We start from the raw sequence: 18755 nt of genomic DNA, 5'->3' as shown, positions 1-18755 counted from the left end.
TTTATACATTATATGCAACAATCACAACATTAATTTAATATTCTTAAGAGTGTTTTAATTCTTCTTATTCAACATCAAAAACCTTTCATATTTAATATTTTAGCCAGCTCAATATTTGCAGTTCCATCCATAGCATTTGAGAAATTTAATAATTCTTTTCGAATAATATCCAAATTCACATAGCGTTTAAGGCTGTTCCAGTCATCGTGGAGCGTATATTGCTGAATCTGAGGGATAGTCAGTCCCTGTTCTGCCAAACGTGTAGCAGCCTCATGCCGTAGGTCATGGAAGCGTAGGTCATCGATACCTGCTTGTTTCTTAATTTTCTGCCACTGCTTCGCAATATTGTTTTCATGGCATGGAATCAGCATTGATTCATCACCGCCACGTTTAAGCATACGATTACGGATCTCTGGCTGCAGTAGCAGATCAATAATTTCTAATGCCTGGTCTGACACTACAAACCACTTATTATTCGTTTTCTTGGTCGGATGTTTCACCGCTTCCAAATACCACTTTTTATGTTCACGATCAAAGTTTTCAATTTTTAACCGTGATAACTCACCCAGCCGTCTACCAGTATAAATATCCAGCCACATAATCAGATGAATCGGCACACTGGAATGATTACGCAGATGAAAGTCGATATAGCCAAATGTGGTCAGATCTTGCAGCTCTTTTGAAGTCGGCAATCGATCACGTTCTTCTGATTCAGAAATAACACGGGATTTTCTTAAACCTTTAATGGCCTTTTCATATTCATTAAAATCAACTTCCACACCCCAAAGCAGTTCAGCATGATCCAGGACGGATTTGATGCATTGAAATTCAAATAGGATCGTACTGGGTTCTACCGGATCTAATTTATAACTTTCATTTTTATAACCATCTCTGCGACGTAAAGCATGACTCGCATAATCAGTCCGTTTCAGATCGCAAAGTGGTTTCTGGGAAATATCAAATTTTTTCAGCATTTCTAAAGTGAAGGCTTTGGTACGGCCATAATCCGAAACTTCAGATTTATACCTCATAATTGCATATGCCAATGGCATCGCTGCAGAAGCCATGGCACCCTTGCTGGTTGACAACAAGTGAGGATTATTTTCTAATCTGTCCTCTTCTCTTTTTAGCCATGCTTTTGCTGACGCTTTCGAACTAAAAGTTTCTGTATCAAAGTATTCTATACCGTCACTTTTTCTGCGGATGTTAATGACCGCTTTATATCGGGTCCCTTTGGTTTTTGATTTTAACTCTGAGATATAGCCCATTTTTGCAACTATTTTTAAGTGACCAGAAAATGTGTTCAATTATAGTTGCAAGCGTTGCAAAAAGATTAGAAAAGATTAGGTAAAATTGTAAATGATTCGACTGTTCACAGGTGCTTAAATGACTGATTTAAAACAAAACGTAGATATATCAAGGGTTCCGCGTATATCCGTTGCACCTATGATGGACTGGACCACCAAAGACTATCGTTTCTTTGCGCGTCTGTTTAACCCGAATGTGATTATGTACACCGAAATGGTCACCACGGGTGCAATCATTTACGGTGATGCCAAACGTCATTTGGACTTTAATACAGAAGAACAGCCAATCGTGTTGCAACTCGGCGGCTCGAATCCAAAAGATCTCGCCACTTGTACCAAGATGGCACAGGACTGGGGCTATAACGAAGTCAATTTAAATGTAGGTTGCCCAAGTGACCGGGTACAGAATAATAAAATTGGTGCCTGTCTGATGGCGGAGCCTGATCTAGTCGCAGAATGTATTGCTGAAATGCGTCACGCGGTGGAGATTCCAGTGACCGTAAAACACCGGATCGGAATTGATGATATGCACTCTTATGAAGAGATGCTGCATTTTGTCGACACCGTGGCCAAAACCGGCTGTAATAACTTTATCGTGCATGCACGGATTGCCTTATTAAAAGGTCTATCACCTAAAGAAAACCGCGATGTGCCACCCCTACGTTATGAAGATGTCTACCGTTTAAAACAGGATCGTCCTGATCTGCTCATTGAGATCAACGGTGGGATTAAAACCTATGCCGAAACCCTGGAACATCTCAAATATGTGGATGGCGTGATGATTGGCCGCGAAGCCTATCATAATCCTTACTTACTGGCTGAACTGGGCCAACTGTGGAATCTGGATGCACCAGACCGTTTTGACATTATGCAACAGATGCTGCCTTATATTGCGCAGCGCATGGCCGAAGGTGCACCTTTATCCATTATTACCCGTCATATTCTGGGACTGTTCCAGAACTTGCCGGGTGCACGCAAATGGCGTCAGGCTTTAAGCGGTGGTAATGCTAAAACCTTGAAAGATGTAGAAACTGCACTCTTTAATATTCAGGAAGCCATGCAGCGTACCGAAGATTATGTACGTGAACATCAACAAGTTGAATCCTAAACACAAAAAGCACCGATCATCGGTGCTTTTTTATAGCGATTGCGCATGAGTTATTGCGTATACGCCGTGATATTACCGACCGGAATCGGCTCTTCCTGATAAGAAACATCTTGTAATGCAGGTTCAGCCACTGGTGTGATTAGAGAGCCGGAGACATTCTGGTTTGGTTCATCTACAGGTTCCAGATCATCCAAGGCTGAGGCCAGTTGCTGTAATTCTCGATCCAGTTGCTGACGATATTTTTCAATTTCAATTTCATCAATAAAAGCAAAGGCATCATCTTCAATCGACCAACTATACCCGCCATCTACCTTAAAGACTTTTACATGAATGGGATATTCCTCACCCTGATAATTCAGATGAGAGATGGCCTGAAACTCATTCCCCTGACGCTGGACAATTTTGACCTTTTTCACGGTAAAACGATAGTGTTGATAATCTCGATTGGAATTAAATTCACGTTGCATCTGCGTTTGAATATTTCTGGCCAGTTCATCCATCGAGACAAAATAACTGCATCCAGCCAGACAGGCGACCATCCATAACATCATGATTTTTTTCATAGCGCCCCTCTTTTTTCTTTCCACTTCCTGCTTATAGTCGATATATGCAGTATTTTTATCTTTGTTTATTCTGTGACCCATTTTATGCTTTTTTGCAAAAACAATAAACAAACAGCGCTTCGATTAAGATTAAATATTTATGGTTTCTATAGTTTTTTTGAATTAATGATAAAAAATTAGCCATAAAAAACCCTGATGAATTCAGGGTTTTTCGATACAGATCGTTTTAAAAATCATCATCACTGGATGGATCACGATGCAGGACATCATGAATAGCTTCGATCAACTGCTGGGCAATCTCCTGCTTGGAGGCTTTTTCCAGATCACGTTTATCCAGCTGATAATGCTCGGCAAAGAATACCGTCATGGCATTTTCATCCGAAGCAAATCCGATATCTGCACGTGATACATCATTGCAGGCAATCATATCCAGCTTTTTCGCGACCAGCTTTCCGGCAGCATATTCTTCAATATTGCGGGTTTCTGCCGCAAAGCCGACCATAAATGGACGTTTTTCCTGCTGGGCAATGGTGGCAACAATATCCGGATTTTTCACCAAGGCTACATTCAGTTCATCACCAGCTTTCTTGATTTTATGCTCGGCTACTTCTGCCACACGATAATCGGCTACTGCAGCTGTCGCAATAAAGATATCGCAACCATTTTCCAGCATTTGCATGCTTTCATTCAGCATTTGCACGGCAGAAGAAACATTCTTACGTTTCACGCCATTTGGAGTGTCCAGACTGACTGGCCCTGCAATCAGGGTCACATTGGCTCCGGCTGCATAACAGGCTGCAGCCAGTGCAAAGCCCATTTTCCCGGTACTGTGATTGGAAATATAACGCACCGGATCAATCGCTTCGCGGGTCGGGCCTGCGGTAATCGTGACTTGTTTACCCGCAAGCAGGCCAAATTTTTCCGCAATCGCACGTTGAGCTTTATGAAAATATTCAGTTACCTGATGCGCTAAATCTTCCGGCTCAGGCATCCGGCCCAAACCTACATCCCCACAAGCCTGTGAACCCGCGTCCGGCATGATCACATGCACACCGTCTTCGATCAGTGTCGCAAGATTACGCTGCGTTGCTTTGGCTGCCCACATTTGCTGGTTCATGGCAGGTGCTACCCAGACGGGTGCTTTTGTTGCCAGATATAAAGTACTTAAGAGATCATCAGCCAGACCTGCGGCAAACTTTGCCAAGGTATCACAGCTGGCCGGTGCTACCAGCAACAGATCTGCCCAACGTGCCAGCTCGATGTGGCCCATGCCGGCTTCTGCTTCAGTATCCAGCAATTCGGTATGTACAGGATTGCCCGATAAGGCTTGAAAGGTTAAAGGTGTAATAAAAGCCTGTGCACCGTGAGTCATGACGACCCGCACATCAAATCCGGCATCTTTCAGACGACGAACCAGAATTGCACTTTTATAGGCAGCAATACCGCCACTAACGGCCAAAATGATATTTTTATGAGGAATTACACTTAGATCAAAGCTCACGAACAGATTACCTTGCTGTTGCAGTGGGGCTCACAATAGCATTAAATAATCGCATTCCCAAGAGATCGGCTTGCGGGAAAACTGATAATTCATAATAAATAAGTCTAATAACTATGCAATTTTCTATTAAAAACTGGCCGGAACAAGAACGGCCGCGAGAACGCTTAATTCAATATGGCGCAGAAAGTCTGTCCGATGCCGAGCTACTGGCTATTTTTCTACGCTCCGGTTCCCAGCAACATTCGGCAGTTGATCTGGCGCGTTTGCTGATTCAGCATTTTGGTCATTTGACTGCGTTGCTCGATGCACCTTTACAGGAAGTCAGCCAGTTTCATGGCATGGGCATCAGTAAATATACTCAACTGATGGCCGTCAAGGAACTCGGACGGCGTTACATAGCCGAGCACCTGAAACAGGATGCACTGGAACTCACCAATTCCAAACGGCTGAGAGATTACTTACGTTTTGAACTGCTCGGTGAAACTCAAGAAGTGTTTGCCGTGCTGTGTCTGGATGCCAGTCTAAGAAAAATTGCCTTTAAAAAACTGTTTTATGGCTCCATCAATGCATGTGATATTTCCATTAATCAATTGTTGCGTTATGCCATTAGCCAACAGGCTACTTCCATTGTGATTGCACATAATCATCCACTGGGCCGGCCCTCTCCATCCAAGGCTGACCTGGCATTGACCCGTCAGATTCAACAAGCCTGCCAGCTGGTAGATATTCATCTGATTGACCATTGTATTATCGCTTTGGAGGGCAGTTTTTCCTTTGCTGAGCAGCAACTCATCAAACCAGAAATGCAGTATTGAATAGCACTTGACAAAGCAGGCACAACTCCACAAGATCATGAAAAAAATTGTGATGATTCCAATAAATGATCGTACGTGACCAGCCAACTGTTTTTAAACTGCTGTTTTCCTGGCGAGGGACGATTTTACCTAAAGTTTTGCCACCTTTGGGCGTGGTAATGCTGATGTCAGCTATCATTGGTGGCTTGTCACATATTGGCTATTTTCATTTTCCAGAATTACCCCTGGTCGGATTTACCCTGATTGGAGTGGTACTGTCTATTTTTCTTGGTTTTAAAAATACCGCCTGTTATGACCGCTGGTGGGAAGCGCGCAAACTTTGGGGAATTCTAATTGCCAATTCACGTCATTTTGACCGTGATTGCAGGATGCTGTCCCAAGGTCGCCGTGAGCGTGTGATTCAGCATGTGATTGTCTTTGCCAATGTACTCCGCGATCGCCTACGCCATCAAACAGCCAATCCGACTGAACTGGTTGAAACCAGCGGCATGAGCCAGCAGGCGGTGACCCAACTCTATCAGCAGGCCAATGCGCCGCAATATACCTTAAGCCTGATTCAATGGGAGTTAATGCAGGCGCTTAAAGAAGGTGAAATCTCCGATATCATCTATATGCAGATGAATAATCATGTGGCGGAACTAAGTATTGTCCAGACTGGTTGTGACCGGATTGCGACGACGCCTTTGCCTTTTGCCTATTCGGTCTTGCTCAATCGTACCGTCTATTTTTTCTGTTTTATTTTACCTTTTAGTTTAGGTTCAACGCTTGGTCTGTTTACGCCTTTACTGGTTGGAATTTTGGCTTATACCTTTTTAGGATTAGATGCTCTAAGTTCGGAAATTGAAGAGCCTTTTGGTACTCAGAGTAATGACTTGCCGCTGGACTCGATGGTACGTACGATTGAAATTGAACTGTTAGGGACTTTAGGTAAACCGACGCCACCACCGATTCAGGCTCAAGATCATAATTTGCTTTAATTTATAATTCTCTCCTCGCCCTTTGCTATTAGTAGCGAAAGGAAAATCTTCTCTCAAATAAAAAAGATCGAGGTAAAGGAATGACTAAACAAAACTCTCCCAAATTCCGATCTGTCCCGGTTTAAGGCTCGGGACATTGCCCAGTTTAATCCAAGGCATATGATCGCCATGAAAATCACTGCCAATCGAAACTTTAAGATCATATTCAGCAATCATTCGATCCACCATCTGCCGGGTGGAACTTGGTTCAATCGCCGGTGGCAGCTCGACGGCATCTCCACCGAACTTGGCAAAGATCTCAATCAGGTAGCGGATATTGGTCGCAGATAAATCATATTTAGTCGGATGTGCCAGCACGGCGAATCCGCCACTTTCATGAATCACCTGAATGGTGTCTTCAAGACTCAAGCCATCAAATTTGACATAGGCTTTCTTGCCTTCCTTAATATATTTATCAAAAGCCTGTTGTGCACGGGTCACAATCCCTTTTTCTACCAGCGTTTTGGCAATATGGGTGCGTGTCACCCGATCAGGGATATTGTCGACTTTGGCCAGTACATCTGCATAAATATCCTCACCAATTAAAGGAGTCAGCAGATCACAAATCTGTTTAGAGCGTTCAGCCCGGATTTTCTTTTGCTGATTGAGGGCTTTTTGTAAAGGCTCAGGATTTTGCATATTTAGGGCGACGATATGCACGCCATAGTTTTTTTTGGTGGCAGGACGTGACCACTGGCTGGATATTTCCACCCCCGAAATGATCTTAATCTCATGATTTTTAGCGGCTTCCTCAGCCAATGCCAAACCGTCCATGGTGTCATGATCCGTCAGAGCCAAAGTATGGACGAGTTTTTCCACAGCCGCTTCGACCAATTGCTGAGGACTGAAAGTTCCATCAGAAATATTACTATGTGTATGTAAATCTACGCCGTGCATCTCTATACTATGACATTTATTCGATCAGATTTAGATACTCTAACATGAAAGCACTTTTAGACTTTGTGCCACTCATTATTTTCTTTTATTTATATAAAACTGTAGACCCAAAAGACACTGACCATCAATTGCTGCAATTGATCGGTTCTGCGGGGGGTGTCGACAATAATAATATTCTTGTTGCAACCACAGGTCTGATTATTTCCATGCTGGTCGTCTATGGTGCGTTATTTGTCATGCAAAAATTCCGTCTGGACAAGCAGCAATGGATTGTCTTGTTTATGACGGTGATTTTTGGTGGCATCACCCTGATCCTTAGCGATGATTTCTATATCCGTCTGAAAGCCGTGTTATTGAATCTGGTCTTTGCAGGTGTATTCTTCCTGTCTCCTTGGTTTAGCAAGGATAAAAAGCCTCTGATCCAGCGGTTATTTGGTCCAGTATTCAATCTTAGCGAAAAAGGCTGGTTCAAGCTGAACTATGCTTGGGTTGCCATGTTCGTACTGATGTCATTTCTGCATACCTTTTTCGCCTATTTGTGGATGGATGGAAAATATTGGGGCGAATTTACTGCATTCGGTGACATGATCGTGATGTTTTCCTTTATCATTATTCAGTTTATTGTATTGCGCAAATACTTTAAGACCGCTGAATAAGTCCAACTACAAACGATTGAGAGTCATCATGCCATTATTCGTCGTTAGCTGTACCGATCGGGAAGGTACAGTTGAAAAACGCCTCGCGATTCGTCCACAACACCTTGCACGTCTGGAACAGTTAAATGCTGAAGGCCGCCTGATTGTTGCAGGTGCCATGCCTAAAGATCCAGCCAATCCGCAGGCCGGTTTTTATGGCAGTACCATTATTGTCGATTTTGACAGTCGTGAAGCATTGGACAGATGGCTACAGGATGAACCTTTCTTAAAAGAAGGTGTGTACGAACACATCGATGTCAAACCATTCAATAAAGCATTCCCTCAAGGATAAGGTTCATGCGTGTTGTTACTGCCAGTATCATTGGCCTATGTTTTATGATTTCTCCAGTATGGGCAGTCGAAGTTGCGCCTGCTCCTGTGATTCAGGAAAATCAGACAGCACAACCTCAAGGGACAGCGGCGACTGCCCAAACCCAGTCTACGCCGAAACCTGCCATTATTCCTGCCGTAGCGACTTCTGCCCAGCCAGTGCCACCTGCCGAGAATAAACCGTTAACTGCAGAAGAAATCGCCAAGCTGAAAGCCCAGCAAGAGGCCAAGGTCAAAGCCTTAGTCAAAGATCAGGCCACCCGTTTGCAGCAACTGGAAAAAGCCAATCTGGAAGCACTATCGCAAAATCAGGAATTGCAGCTCAAGAATGACAATCTAGGGGTTCAGGTACAAGTACTGCAAAGCGAACGCAGTGCCCAGATGTTCCTCTACGGCGCTGCAACCCTGGCTGTGGGGGTATTGCTCGGCTTCCTGATCGCGAGCTATGTTTATACCAAACGTCGCCGTCAATGGTAAGCTATAGCCCTTCCCGATATCTTTAAGGTTGTACCCGTTTTGTCACACGCAATTCAAACTGCTGATCTGGATTGGCAATTGGTGGATGGTATTGATGTGCCTGTATCCAAGCAATTTGGTGATGTGTATTTTTCCAAAGACAATGGCTTGCTGGAAACCCGGCATGTCTTTTTAAATGGCAATGATCTCAGTACGCGTCTGGCAGATTTAAAACCTTTTGAATATTTCTGTGTCGGTGAAACGGGTTTTGGTACTGGTTTAAATATTCTGGCCCTGTGGCAGCTCTGGCAACAGGTGCGTCCGGACAATCACAGTCATCTGCATGCGATTTCAGTTGAAAAATTCCCTCTTTCTAAAACCGATCTGATTCGAGCCTTAAATGCCTGGCCAGAACTCAAGCCTTTAGCTCATCAACTCATCTCTCAATATCCGATGCCAATTGCCGGCTGTCATCGTCTCAGTTTTCCTGAAGAGCGATTCAGTCTGGATCTATGGCTGGGTGATGCACATGATGTTTTCCCGGTAATTGAAAAAACTGCGCCGGTGAACGCTTGGTTCCTGGATGGTTTTGCGCCTTCCTGCAATCCAGACATGTGGGAAGAAAATGTTTTAAATAATATTGTACGTTTATCCGAGATCGGTACCACTTTCGCCTCTTTCAGTGTTGCTGGCGTCTTAAAACGTGGCTTAAAAAATCATGGGATTTCAATTTCCCGCCCACGTGGTTTTAAGCATAAGCGTGAAATGCTGAAAGCGATCTGGAATCCCGCTGAGGAAAGCAACCCATCTTCAGCGCAGGAAACAACTCAAAAAAAAACTGAGCGAGATACAAAGACCAATATCAGACCTCGTCAAATCGCTGTGATTGGCGCTGGAATCGGTGGTTTAAGTAGCGCATGGGCATTCGCTCAACGCGGTCATCAAGTCACGATCTACGACCAGTCAGCGCCCCTCTCCGGAGGTTCTGGCAATCCACTGGCTTTGCTCAATCCCAAACTCTGTCCAGTTGAGCAAAGTGCAGAGCATTTAATGACCTTGGCTTGGCAACAGGCTCTGACGCACTATGCAAAATTCAAGGCTTTCCGCCCGATTCAGGTGAATCAGTTCGCCTTAAAAAATCCTGAACAGCTTTTAGGATTGGCAGATGAATATCCTGAAGAAATTCTGGCTGTACAAGATACAGAAGATCAGGAGATGCAAACTGCATTTCTAAGTTTAAAACTGTTAGAAGCTGGTGCGGTTTCACCGCATCAGTTACGTGATGAAATTTTGCAGCATGCTAATATTCAATACGAGCAGGCTAAAATTAGCCATATTGAAGCTGCTACAAAACCTCAGCTATTTTCAGATAAACAGGATCTGGGTGAATTTGATCATGTGATTGTCTGTACTGCGCGAGAAACAGCACAATTCTTTGCAGATTATCCAGTGTTGAAACCGATTCGCGGACAGGTGAGCTGGATGAATAATCAAGCCCAGCCTTTAAGTCAAAATATTGCCTATAGCTACGGCGGTTATTGTATGCAACTGGATGCTGAACATTTGATCTTGGGTGCTTCTTTTTATCCAGGTCGGGATGATATCGAGGTGTTAGCAGAAGACCATGTGCATAACTACGAACTGATCCACAGCGTATTCCCAGAATATGCAGCAACCCTGCCTGATGTCGCGACCTGGCAAGGTCGGGCTTCGGTTCGTGCGCAAAGTCAGGATTATTTCCCCCTGCTCGGTAAAATGAAAGCCGATGAGGAAATTTACAGCTTTGCCGGTCTAGGCTCCAAAGGCTTTTTATTTGCACCCTTGTGTAGTGAAATTCTGGCTGCCCAGATTCTCGGCGAAGCCTGTCCGGTACCATCAAGTTTAATAAAAAAACTCAGTGTGACCCGTTTTCAAAAGAAAGTTAAAACGAAGAAACCGTATTTTAAGCTACAAATTTAATTACTATTTTGAATGAATAAATAGAATAGATGTAGCTCCTCCCTTTAGAAAAGGGAGGTTGGGAGGCATTAAATCTCACCCATTAAAAAAGCGCCTTGCGGCGCTTTTTTTTGACAGAATGCTTATACACCCTGTTCAAGCGGTAAGCCTGCATCACGGGCAGCACGAGTACCACCCATCAGAATGACATATTCACGTGAGCTGTCAAAACCCTCTAGTTTTTCCGCAGCACGTGGAGCTTTACTGCCCCCACCACACAAGATGTAAATGGGTTGATCCGCTGACACCTGAGTTAGGCTTTCTGCTGAAAGATCGTTAATGGGCTGATTCACCGCCCCTTTCACGTGTGCTTCAGCAAAAGCACTTGAATCGCGTACATCCCAGATAATTGCATTTTCTGGGAACTCAAATGTTGTAATTTCTTGTTTACGGATCATTGCGCACTCCTTTGATGTAAACAACACTTGGCAAATGAAGAAAACATCCCTAGCATCTCAGATATTCTTTCCCTTTGTAAAGGTCTAAACTATGCCTTCTTTCGATATTGTTTCTGAATTAGAAATTTTTGAAGTAAATCATGCAGTTCAAAACACCCAAAAAGAAATTGCGACCCGCTTCGATTTCCGTGGTCAGGACGTTTCTATTGAACTGAATGAAAAAAACAAGGAAATCAAAATCTCGACTGAAAGCGATTTCCAGTGTGAACAAGTTTATAGCATGCTGGAAAGTCATTTCTTTAAACGCAAAGTCGATATTCAGGCGCTTGATCCACAAAAAATGACGGCTTCTGGCAAAAATGTGATTCAGGTGATCAAGCTTAAAGATGGTCTTGACTCAGATACCGCAAAAAAAATTAATAAAGCCATTAAAGAAAGTGGGATTAAGGCGCAATCTTCTATTCAGGGCGACAAGATTCGTGTGACTGATAAAAAACGCGATACCTTGCAGCAAGTAATGGCATTCTTGAAAGAACAGCAATTTGGTTTGCCTTTACAGTTCAATAACTTTAAAGATTAAGACAGCAACGTCTGTAGAAGGAATTATGGCAAAGAACAACCGATTAGCCAGATTAGTCAAAGCCACTGCACGATTACCGCAAGGCATTCGTACTGCTTTGTTAAGTAAAACTTTTGGCCGGGTGGTCCCGATGGTCGGCTCTGCCAAGATTCGTTATGAGGAAATGAGTGCGTCCAAAGTGGTAGTAAGTATGGCCAATCATAAAGCCATGCAGAACCATATCGGACAAATCCATGCATGTGCAATGGCCCTGCTGGCAGAAACAGCAACCGGGTTTGTAACCGCAATGAATGTACCGGATAGCGCAGTGGTTTTGATTAAGAGTCTAAAAGTAGACTTTAAACGTCCGACCAAAGGTGCCCTGACGGCAGTTGCTACCTTGACTGCTGAACAGCAACAGCTTATGCAAAGTTCAGACAAGGGTGAAACTCTAGTTCAAGTTGTGGTACGTGACGAATCGGGTGAAGCACCGATTCAATGCGAGATGCTCTGGGCCTGGATTGCCAAAAAGCAATTGAAGCAGACTTGATATCAATCAGACAAAAAAAATCCCAGATCATTAATCTGGGATTTTTTATGAGACGAATTATGACTTCTGCTGAGATTCTAGAAACTTCTGTTTTGCTTCTTCTGGAATCGGACGTTTATTGCCCTTCACATCCACTGCCACAAAGGTAAATACCCCTTCAGTCACGCGTACAGGCGGACGTGAGTCGTCATGGCTATCCCATACTTCAATTTCCATCTGGATGGAGGTATTGCCGACTTTTAAAATTTTGGTATAGCAGCTAATCACATCACCGACTTTTACCGGAACCAGGAAGGTCATCTGGTTAATCGAAATCGTGGCACAACGTCCCTTTGAAAATCGTTCTGCGTGAATCGCGCCTGCCAAGTCCATTTGTGAAACGATCCAGCCACCAAAGACATCACCACTCCAGTTGGTATCTGCAGGCATTGCGATCGTCTGTAGGGAAAGAATCCCCTCTGGTCTTACTTGAGAATCTGACACTTTCACTCCAGGCATTTGAATTAGGGTTGGGTATTTAACTGCTGATCAAGCCATTTTTGCAGCTCGCTTGATCGTAATGCACCGCTTATTCTAGCAATTTCGTTGCTTTTATTCATCAACACCAGCGTCGGAATACTGCGAACATTAAATGCCGAACTTAAGCGCGGATTCGCTTCGGTATCAATTTTGGCAAAAACTACATTTGGATATTGCTTCGCGACAGTCGCAAAATGCGGTGCCATCATTTTACAAGGACCACACCATTCTGCCCAGAGATCAATCAGGATCGGCAAGTCACTATGCGTGACAAACTGGCTGAAGTTTTGCTCATTTAATTCAATCGGTGCCAGTGGAATCAGGGCTTGATGACATTGACCACAAGCAGGGTTGGCAGTGAGTTTATCTTCAGGGACACGGTTTTTGGCCAGACATTCCGGACATACAATAATCATCTAGCGCACTCCAATATGTTGATGTAAGAATTCTAATTGGGTCGAAACTGCTTTTTCAAACCATTCCCCATGATAAATATCAAAATGCCGGATATTCCACTCATGATATTGCACAAATGGTGCAATATTGGTCGCAGTTTCCCGACTCGATTCAATGGGAATCAGACTATCCAGTTTTGCCGCAATAAACAGGACTGGAATGTTAATCTTTCTGACTTCCTGAATTGGCCGATAGCGCATCAGTTTAAAGAATGCCCGTGCAGGAATGTGACCACTCCAGTAATAATCCGGATTGACAATCGACAGATAGCCTTCATAACTGTCCTGCGTCGGCATAAAACAGAGTTCATGCGGGTCAACCACAGGTAAGGTCTTCGGTGCCATACCGACCTTGGCCCCCATATAATCCTGACTGGAAACTTTAAGCGCCTTGGGGAGTTGCTGTAAAGGATATAGTTGGGCACTTTCAGCCCCATCGACAAAAGGTACCTGTACCATCGCCGCCTGAATATTTTTCAGCTCCGCTGCAAGCGTCAATACATGCCCACCACTTAAGGCCGTACCCCAGAGCACAATCCGTTTACTGTCAATCGATTTGCGTTCCTGAATATGTCTGATCATGGTTCGCCAGTCATCGAGCTGGGCATTAATCGACACCAGTTCACGCGGGCGTCCGGTGCTACCACCCCAATAGCGATAATCAAATAAAACCACCGCATAGCCGGCACTGGCAAAACGCTGGGCATATTGCACCAGTTTAAATTGACGTAAGGCAGCCAGACCATGAGCCATCAAGATCACGGCCGGTTTTTCTATATTTTTAGGCCGATAAAAATCTGCAGCAATCACGTCCTGACCGCTTTTAACATACAGTGGTTCAACTGTATAAGCCTGCATACGCGCTCCATTGCGTTATCTTATGGTTATCATCATTTATAAAAATTTCAGAACAGGTTCAGCATGTTTTCAGCTTAATGCTATCATAAAGCATATCGATATAAATGAAATGATGGAGTGGCGTCATGAGCGAAAATGTAGGTTTTGCTGGTCAAATTGGTCCGGAACACGTAACTCAAGTGGTTGAGAAAGGTTTTAAATCGATTATCAACAACCGTCCGGACATGGAAGGGGGTTCCGAGCAGCCGACCAGTGCACAAATCGAGGAAGCTGCACGCAATGCCGGTCTGGATTATGTATTCCAGCCAGTAGTAGCCGGTCAGATTACTGAGCTTGATGTACGCACTTTTGCCAATCATTATAATGAGTTACCAAAACCGATCTTGATGTTCTGTCGTACTGGAAACCGCTCGAATAACTTATATCAACTGGCAAAACAGATGGATCTGCTGGATGACTAATTTGTTCTGGAAAGGTGTGGTACTGGCCAGCTGTTTAAGCTGTGCCTCACTGGTTGTTGCTGCAAATAATCTAAGCCATGCACTGACCTCTACAGTCAGTGTTTCAGGGCAAATGACCACCAACAAGTTCCAGCAATTGATTCAACAAGGCTTTAAGTCTGTAATCGTGAATCGACCCGACCAAGAACAAGGGAATCAGGTCAAGGTTGGACAGCTGCGTTCAATTGCTGAAAAGTCTCAAGTGAGTGTGATTTATCAGCCTGTGAATAGTGGTCAGATCTCTCAAGCCAATATTGAGGAATTTGCACGCTATTATAATGAGCTGCCAAAACCAATTTTGATGGTCTGTCGTAGTGGTGCTCGTTCAGCTGCCTTGTTCAATCAGGCTAAATCTCAAGGATTGATTCATGAATAAGTTATTGATTATTTTGTGTTGTAGTTTGGCTTTGATAGGTTGCAGCTCGATGAATCTTAAGCCGACTGTGGGTGTAAGTGTGGGAACATCGATTTAAGTTTTTTAAATTTCAGCTCCCATAAAAAACAGCGCCGAAGCGCTGTTTTTGTTTTCAAATTATTATAATAAAGGCGCGAATGGATCTGCCTGAACACAATTATTACCGTAAGGACTACTATCAAAGGGTTGACCTGTTTCTGCATCAAAGTCATCTTTTAGTAACCCTAGTGTATATACAAAACTAGAGTTTATATCTTTTGTACTCACATTCGTTTGTGCTCTAAATTCAACAGTTTGCCAACCAGCATATTGTCTTAAATACTGTACGCTAAAGTTAAACTTACCCGTAGCATCAGTCGTGTAAGTAAAGCTTGGCGTAATATTCCCTGTTGGATCTACAAAACCTGTAGCAAGTTGAATATTAGATTTATTTGATAATTCACAATAAGATTGTAAGCGTGCAGGTAATTCTAACTTTTCAACATTACTAATTCTATCTTGGGTCTGTTGGACTTGATTTTTAAACTGATTAACAATCGCTTGTTGGCTATTCACTCTTTGTTGCTTAGCATTATTTTCAGCGCTAATTTCTCTGCTTAAATCATCATTTAGCTCTTCTAACTGGATATTCAGAATGTTAATTCTTCCTTGAATTGTTGCAATGGAAGCTTGTGCAGCTTTAATTCTACCATCGTCTTCTGCATTCTGAGCCAATGCTAAAGTGGTATTTGCATCAGCTAAACTTATTCTTGCAGAACGTATTGATTGCTGTGTAGTTCTAATACTATTTTCCAAGTTAGAAATAGCACTCGATTGAATCGGAGCATTTTGTATATTAGTTAAGACTGCTTCTTGTTGTTGCAAATTAGCATTTTGTTGCAACAATTGATTTCGAACAGGAGTTAAACGCTGAGTTCGTAAATCTTGCAATCTTGCTTTTGTTGTAAATACACCTGAACCAGCACGTAACAAGTCGATATTCATTGTTACTTTGTAGTTCGGTAAAGGATTACCGTTGATATCTACTACATGTGCTGAAAGTGCTTCTCTATAATAAAGTGCATCAGCTGATTTTTCTAGTTCACTCGATTTACCAAAGGTGATATTACCAATCGGTTGTTCTACTACGCCCTTAGCTACGTTAAGCTTAATCAATTGTGAGCTAATATTATTGTTTGCATCAATCACACTTGCATTCAAGGTAATACCGCTAGCAATCAAACTTTCATTTGGTTCAGTTCTAGGTAATACAACCGTAAAGCTTACATTCCCTTCCGCATCAGTTTTTTGAACTGAACTACCAACTATAGTAACTTTATTCAATTTGGTATCAATAACCGAAAGAGATACGTCTTTATCTGCTACACCACCACCATTTGCATCGATTGCTTTCACAGTAATGAGTGCGTTATCACCTGTGGCTACCAAAGTAGGCTTATTCGTAATAATCGCTAAGTGATACTGGCCTAATTCTGCTTCAGAGCTAGATTCGGTCGCTCCAAGAAGCGTTGTTTGTGAAATAACTTTGCCTGTACCATCTTTAAAGGAAGAGTTAATTCTTATACCCTTGGCTAGAAGCTCATTAAGACTTGAAATATTTGAAGGACTTAATATTAAATTGAAAATTGCATTACCATTTTCATCTGTTGTTAATTGAGAAGGTCCCTCAATTGTAACGCCATTCTTTTGAGTATCTTCAATTGCAAGTTGTACAGCTTCACTTGCTACACCACCACCATTTACATCTACTAATTTTACTGTTACTACAGCAGAATCACCCGTAACAACTAGTCTAGGCTTGTTTACATTTATAATAAGATGATAATTAGTTTCCACAGCTTCTGATGGATTTCCAATGCCACTGTCTGAACCGCCTGCATTTCCAGAATTTGAACCACCATTATTATAGTATCCGTCACTACCACCACCGCCACAGCCCGCCAATATTAGTGCCAAAGTAAGAGCAGATAATTTAATACCTAATTGTTTACTAATCATTTAAATCCCCAAGACCCTCTATTATAGAGTTTGTTATCAATCTTTATTTAATTATGCGTTATGTAACCACAGTTAAGCTTTTATGTAAATAAAGGTAAGCCAAATGTTTTGTATGCTAGCTTATATCAATAAAGTGATTTTGATAAGAGTGATCAATGTACGACCTCATCATTATTGGCGCAGGCACTGCAGGAATCAGTGCTTATAACGAAGCCATCAAATACACCCAGAATATTTTAATTATCAATGATGGCCCCTGGGACACTACCTGTGCCCGTGTAGGTTGTATGCCTAGTAAACTGCTGATCTCTTCTGCAAATCGTATGCACGATATCCAAAGTGCAGAAAAACTTGCTTTAAAGCATAACGCTGTCATTGATACTTCAGATGTTATGCAACGTGTGCATGTCCTTAGAGAACGTTTTATTCGTGCAACCTTAAAAGGTGTCGATCAATGGGAGAGCTCACATAAAATTTCCGGAAAAGCCAAATTTGTTGATCCCCAAACGATCGAAGTCAATGGACAATCCTATAAGGGCAAAAGTTTTATTGTCGCTGTAGGCTCACGCCCCAATATTGATGAAACCTTAAAGAAAAAATTAACAGACAAATACATCACTTCTAATGAAATCTTTGAATTTCCCCAATTACCAGAGTCTTTAGCGATAATCGGGAGTGGTATTATTGCAATTGAATTGGCTCAAGCTATGCAACGACTGGGTGTACAAACCACAATGTTTGCGCGCAGTCAAAAAGTAGGTGCTTTAACTAGCCCGATCTTACAAAAACTAGCACAAGAGCAATTAAGTAAAGAACTTAATATCAAATTTAAAACCTTACCAAATAAGTTTGAGATCCAAGCTGATAAAATAAAGATTAACTTTACAGAAAATGATCAGACTAAGAGTATTGAAGTTGAATATGTTTTAGGTGCCACAGGTCGGCAAAGCAATATAGATCATTTAGGTTTAGATCAACTAAATTCCACATTCAAGGATATCAAAAACCTTCCTATCGATAAAGAAACCAAACAACTTGCAAACCTACCTATATTTATAGTCGGTGATGCCGCCCCTGATGCACCCATTCAACATGAAGCCGCGCATACTGGCAAACAGGTTGTTCATAACTGTTTGAATTATCCGGATGTAAAACCTATTTTTGCTTTAACCCCATTGGCGATTGTATTTTGTCATCCTGAAATGGCGATTGTAGGAAAAAGCTTTAAGCAACTAGAAGATCAACAAGTCGAATTTATTCGGGGATTCATCTCTTATGAAAACCAAGGACGTGCTCTAGTTTTGGGAGAAAATTCAGGTGGAATAGAAGTTTATATTGATAAAAAATCAGGTAAATTACTGGGTGCAGAACTCCTCTGTTCACAAGCAGAACATCTGGCCCATTTACTGGCCTGGATGATTGATGCTGACCAGGATATTTATCAGATCTTAAAGAAACCTTTTTATCATCCGACTTTGGAAGAAGGACTCAGAACTGCATTTAAACATGCTCGACGTCAGTTTGATAGCTTGTCATAAAAAAGTTAAAGAGTTGCAAACTATTACTCAGTAAAGTTAGCTACCGCTCTATCTTAATATTGAACCCTGTATTAGATTAACTTTATATATCAATACAAGATGATTATTCCACATAAAAAAATCCCCCTCTGCCTTAGCGGAGGGGGATTTTGGAATAATGAGCTGGCGATGACTTACTCTCACATGGGTAACCCCACACTACCATCAGCGCTAAGAGGTTTCACTTCTGAGTTCGGGAAGGGATCAGGTGGTTCACTCTTGCTATGGTCGCCAGCACAA

The 18755-nt window shown here is 42.5% G+C and carries 21 protein-coding genes and 1 rRNA gene; 12 read left to right on the top strand and 10 right to left on the bottom strand.

Features of this window, described 5'->3' with window-relative positions; translation table 11 throughout:
• Positions 1-74: 74 nt before the first annotated feature.
• Positions 75-1067: a tyrosine-type recombinase/integrase gene (locus FTT86_RS10830; RefSeq protein ID WP_257229651.1), complete on the bottom strand. Its 993-nt coding sequence runs from the start codon at positions 1065-1067 to the stop codon at positions 75-77.
• A 319-nt stretch (positions 1068-1386) separates the two neighbouring features.
• Here FTT86_RS10830 and dusA point away from each other — a divergent pair, with 319 nt between their 5' ends.
• Positions 1387-2415 (top strand): tRNA dihydrouridine(20/20a) synthase DusA, encoded by a 1029-nt coding sequence (gene dusA, locus FTT86_RS10825; RefSeq protein ID WP_180181192.1) that lies wholly within the window; start codon positions 1387-1389, stop codon positions 2413-2415.
• 50 nt (positions 2416-2465) lie between these two features.
• Here dusA and FTT86_RS10820 read toward each other — a convergent pair whose 3' ends face one another.
• Together FTT86_RS10820 and coaBC are read right to left on the bottom strand one after the other, a co-directional pair.
• The gene (locus tag FTT86_RS10820) at positions 2466-2978 is read right to left on the bottom strand and encodes a hypothetical protein (RefSeq protein WP_004281611.1); all 513 of its coding nucleotides are present in this window, start codon (positions 2976-2978) and stop codon (positions 2466-2468) included.
• Positions 2979-3204: 226 nt separating this feature from the next.
• Positions 3205-4479 (bottom strand): bifunctional phosphopantothenoylcysteine decarboxylase/phosphopantothenate--cysteine ligase CoaBC, encoded by a 1275-nt coding sequence (coaBC, locus tag FTT86_RS10815; RefSeq protein WP_180181191.1) that lies wholly within the window; start codon positions 4477-4479, stop codon positions 3205-3207.
• Between the two features lie 113 nt (positions 4480-4592).
• Between coaBC and radC the strand changes: the two genes are divergently transcribed.
• Together radC and FTT86_RS10805 are read left to right on the top strand one after the other, a co-directional pair.
• Positions 4593-5294: a DNA repair protein RadC gene (gene radC, locus FTT86_RS10810; RefSeq protein ID WP_005248144.1), complete on the top strand. Its 702-nt coding sequence runs from the start codon at positions 4593-4595 to the stop codon at positions 5292-5294.
• A 65-nt stretch (positions 5295-5359) separates the two neighbouring features.
• Positions 5360-6271: a bestrophin family protein gene (locus FTT86_RS10805; protein WP_004733710.1), complete on the top strand. Its 912-nt coding sequence runs from the start codon at positions 5360-5362 to the stop codon at positions 6269-6271.
• An 84-nt stretch (positions 6272-6355) separates the two neighbouring features.
• Here the strand turns inward: FTT86_RS10805 and FTT86_RS10800 are convergent, their stop codons facing one another.
• Positions 6356-7207 carry a PHP domain-containing protein gene (locus FTT86_RS10800; protein ID WP_180181190.1) on the bottom strand — a complete coding sequence of 284 codons (852 nt, stop codon included), beginning with the start codon at positions 7205-7207 and terminating at the stop codon, positions 6356-6358.
• Between the two features lie 44 nt (positions 7208-7251).
• On the opposite strand from FTT86_RS10800, the gene FTT86_RS10795 reads away from it, so the two are divergent.
• The 4 genes from FTT86_RS10795 to mnmC are packed head-to-tail and all read left to right on the top strand — an operon-like array spanning position 7252 to position 10647.
• Complete coding sequence (locus tag FTT86_RS10795) at positions 7252-7863, top strand: septation protein IspZ (RefSeq protein ID WP_004733705.1); 612 nt, start codon at positions 7252-7254, stop codon at positions 7861-7863.
• 28 nt (positions 7864-7891) lie between these two features.
• The gene (locus FTT86_RS10790; protein ID WP_005248149.1) at positions 7892-8194 is read left to right on the top strand and encodes a YciI family protein; all 303 of its coding nucleotides are present in this window, start codon (positions 7892-7894) and stop codon (positions 8192-8194) included.
• 5 nt (positions 8195-8199) lie between these two features.
• On the top strand, positions 8200-8709 hold the full coding sequence (locus FTT86_RS10785) for a hypothetical protein (protein WP_005101791.1): 510 nt from the start codon (positions 8200-8202) through the stop codon (positions 8707-8709).
• A gap of 39 nt (positions 8710-8748) precedes the next feature.
• Positions 8749-10647, top strand: a complete 1899-nt coding sequence (gene mnmC / locus FTT86_RS10780; RefSeq protein ID WP_180181189.1) for an FAD-dependent 5-carboxymethylaminomethyl-2-thiouridine(34) oxidoreductase MnmC — start codon at positions 8749-8751, stop codon at positions 10645-10647.
• Between the two features lie 122 nt (positions 10648-10769).
• Here mnmC and FTT86_RS10775 read toward each other — a convergent pair whose 3' ends face one another.
• Positions 10770-11084: a rhodanese-like domain-containing protein gene (locus tag FTT86_RS10775; protein ID WP_005101788.1), complete on the bottom strand. Its 315-nt coding sequence runs from the start codon at positions 11082-11084 to the stop codon at positions 10770-10772.
• Positions 11085-11175: 91 nt separating this feature from the next.
• Between FTT86_RS10775 and FTT86_RS10770 the strand changes: the two genes are divergently transcribed.
• Positions 11176-11664 carry a YajQ family cyclic di-GMP-binding protein gene (locus FTT86_RS10770; protein ID WP_004281601.1) on the top strand — a complete coding sequence of 163 codons (489 nt, stop codon included), beginning with the start codon at positions 11176-11178 and terminating at the stop codon, positions 11662-11664.
• Between the two features lie 25 nt (positions 11665-11689).
• Entirely contained in the window at positions 11690-12193 is a 504-nt protein-coding gene (locus FTT86_RS10765; RefSeq protein WP_180181188.1) for a DUF4442 domain-containing protein, read from the top strand.
• Positions 12194-12250: 57 nt separating this feature from the next.
• On the opposite strand, the gene FTT86_RS10760 is transcribed toward FTT86_RS10765, so the two are convergent.
• From FTT86_RS10760 to FTT86_RS10750, 3 genes are read right to left on the bottom strand one after another with little or no spacing between them, the layout of a single operon-like run.
• A complete protein-coding gene (locus FTT86_RS10760; RefSeq protein ID WP_218954957.1) occupies positions 12251-12691 on the bottom strand; it encodes an acyl-CoA thioesterase in 441 nt (146 codons plus the stop codon).
• A 5-nt stretch (positions 12692-12696) separates the two neighbouring features.
• Entirely contained in the window at positions 12697-13128 is a 432-nt protein-coding gene (gene trxC, locus FTT86_RS10755; RefSeq protein WP_085064696.1) for a thioredoxin TrxC, read from the bottom strand.
• On the bottom strand, positions 13129-14025 hold the full coding sequence (locus FTT86_RS10750) for an alpha/beta hydrolase (RefSeq protein ID WP_005101780.1): 897 nt from the start codon (positions 14023-14025) through the stop codon (positions 13129-13131).
• A gap of 125 nt (positions 14026-14150) precedes the next feature.
• Here FTT86_RS10750 and FTT86_RS10745 point away from each other — a divergent pair, with 125 nt between their 5' ends.
• Together FTT86_RS10745 and FTT86_RS10740 are read left to right on the top strand one after the other, a co-directional pair.
• Positions 14151-14486 carry a TIGR01244 family sulfur transferase gene (locus FTT86_RS10745; RefSeq protein WP_004281596.1) on the top strand — a complete coding sequence of 112 codons (336 nt, stop codon included), beginning with the start codon at positions 14151-14153 and terminating at the stop codon, positions 14484-14486.
• Positions 14479-14901, top strand: a complete 423-nt coding sequence (locus FTT86_RS10740; RefSeq protein ID WP_100535426.1) for a beta-lactamase hydrolase domain-containing protein — start codon at positions 14479-14481, stop codon at positions 14899-14901. Before FTT86_RS10745 ends, FTT86_RS10740 begins: the two co-directional genes overlap by 8 nt.
• Before the next feature lie 159 nt (positions 14902-15060).
• Here the strand turns inward: FTT86_RS10740 and FTT86_RS10735 are convergent, their stop codons facing one another.
• Positions 15061-16938 (bottom strand): PspA/IM30 family protein, encoded by a 1878-nt coding sequence (locus FTT86_RS10735; RefSeq protein WP_180181187.1) that lies wholly within the window; start codon positions 16936-16938, stop codon positions 15061-15063.
• A 155-nt stretch (positions 16939-17093) separates the two neighbouring features.
• On the opposite strand from FTT86_RS10735, the gene FTT86_RS10730 reads away from it, so the two are divergent.
• A complete protein-coding gene (locus FTT86_RS10730; RefSeq protein WP_180181186.1) occupies positions 17094-18476 on the top strand; it encodes a dihydrolipoyl dehydrogenase in 1383 nt (460 codons plus the stop codon).
• 160 nt (positions 18477-18636) lie between these two features.
• Here FTT86_RS10730 and rrf read toward each other — a convergent pair.
• Positions 18637-18751: ribosomal RNA gene (rrf, locus tag FTT86_RS10725) — 5S ribosomal RNA — on the bottom strand.
• Positions 18752-18755 lie beyond the last annotated feature (4 nt).

The sequence above is a fragment of the Acinetobacter sp. YH01021 genome (genome assembly GCF_013420255.1).
In the GTDB taxonomy this organism is placed as follows: domain Bacteria; phylum Pseudomonadota; class Gammaproteobacteria; order Pseudomonadales; family Moraxellaceae; genus Acinetobacter.
This window is presented reverse-complemented; position numbering and strand designations above follow the sequence as displayed.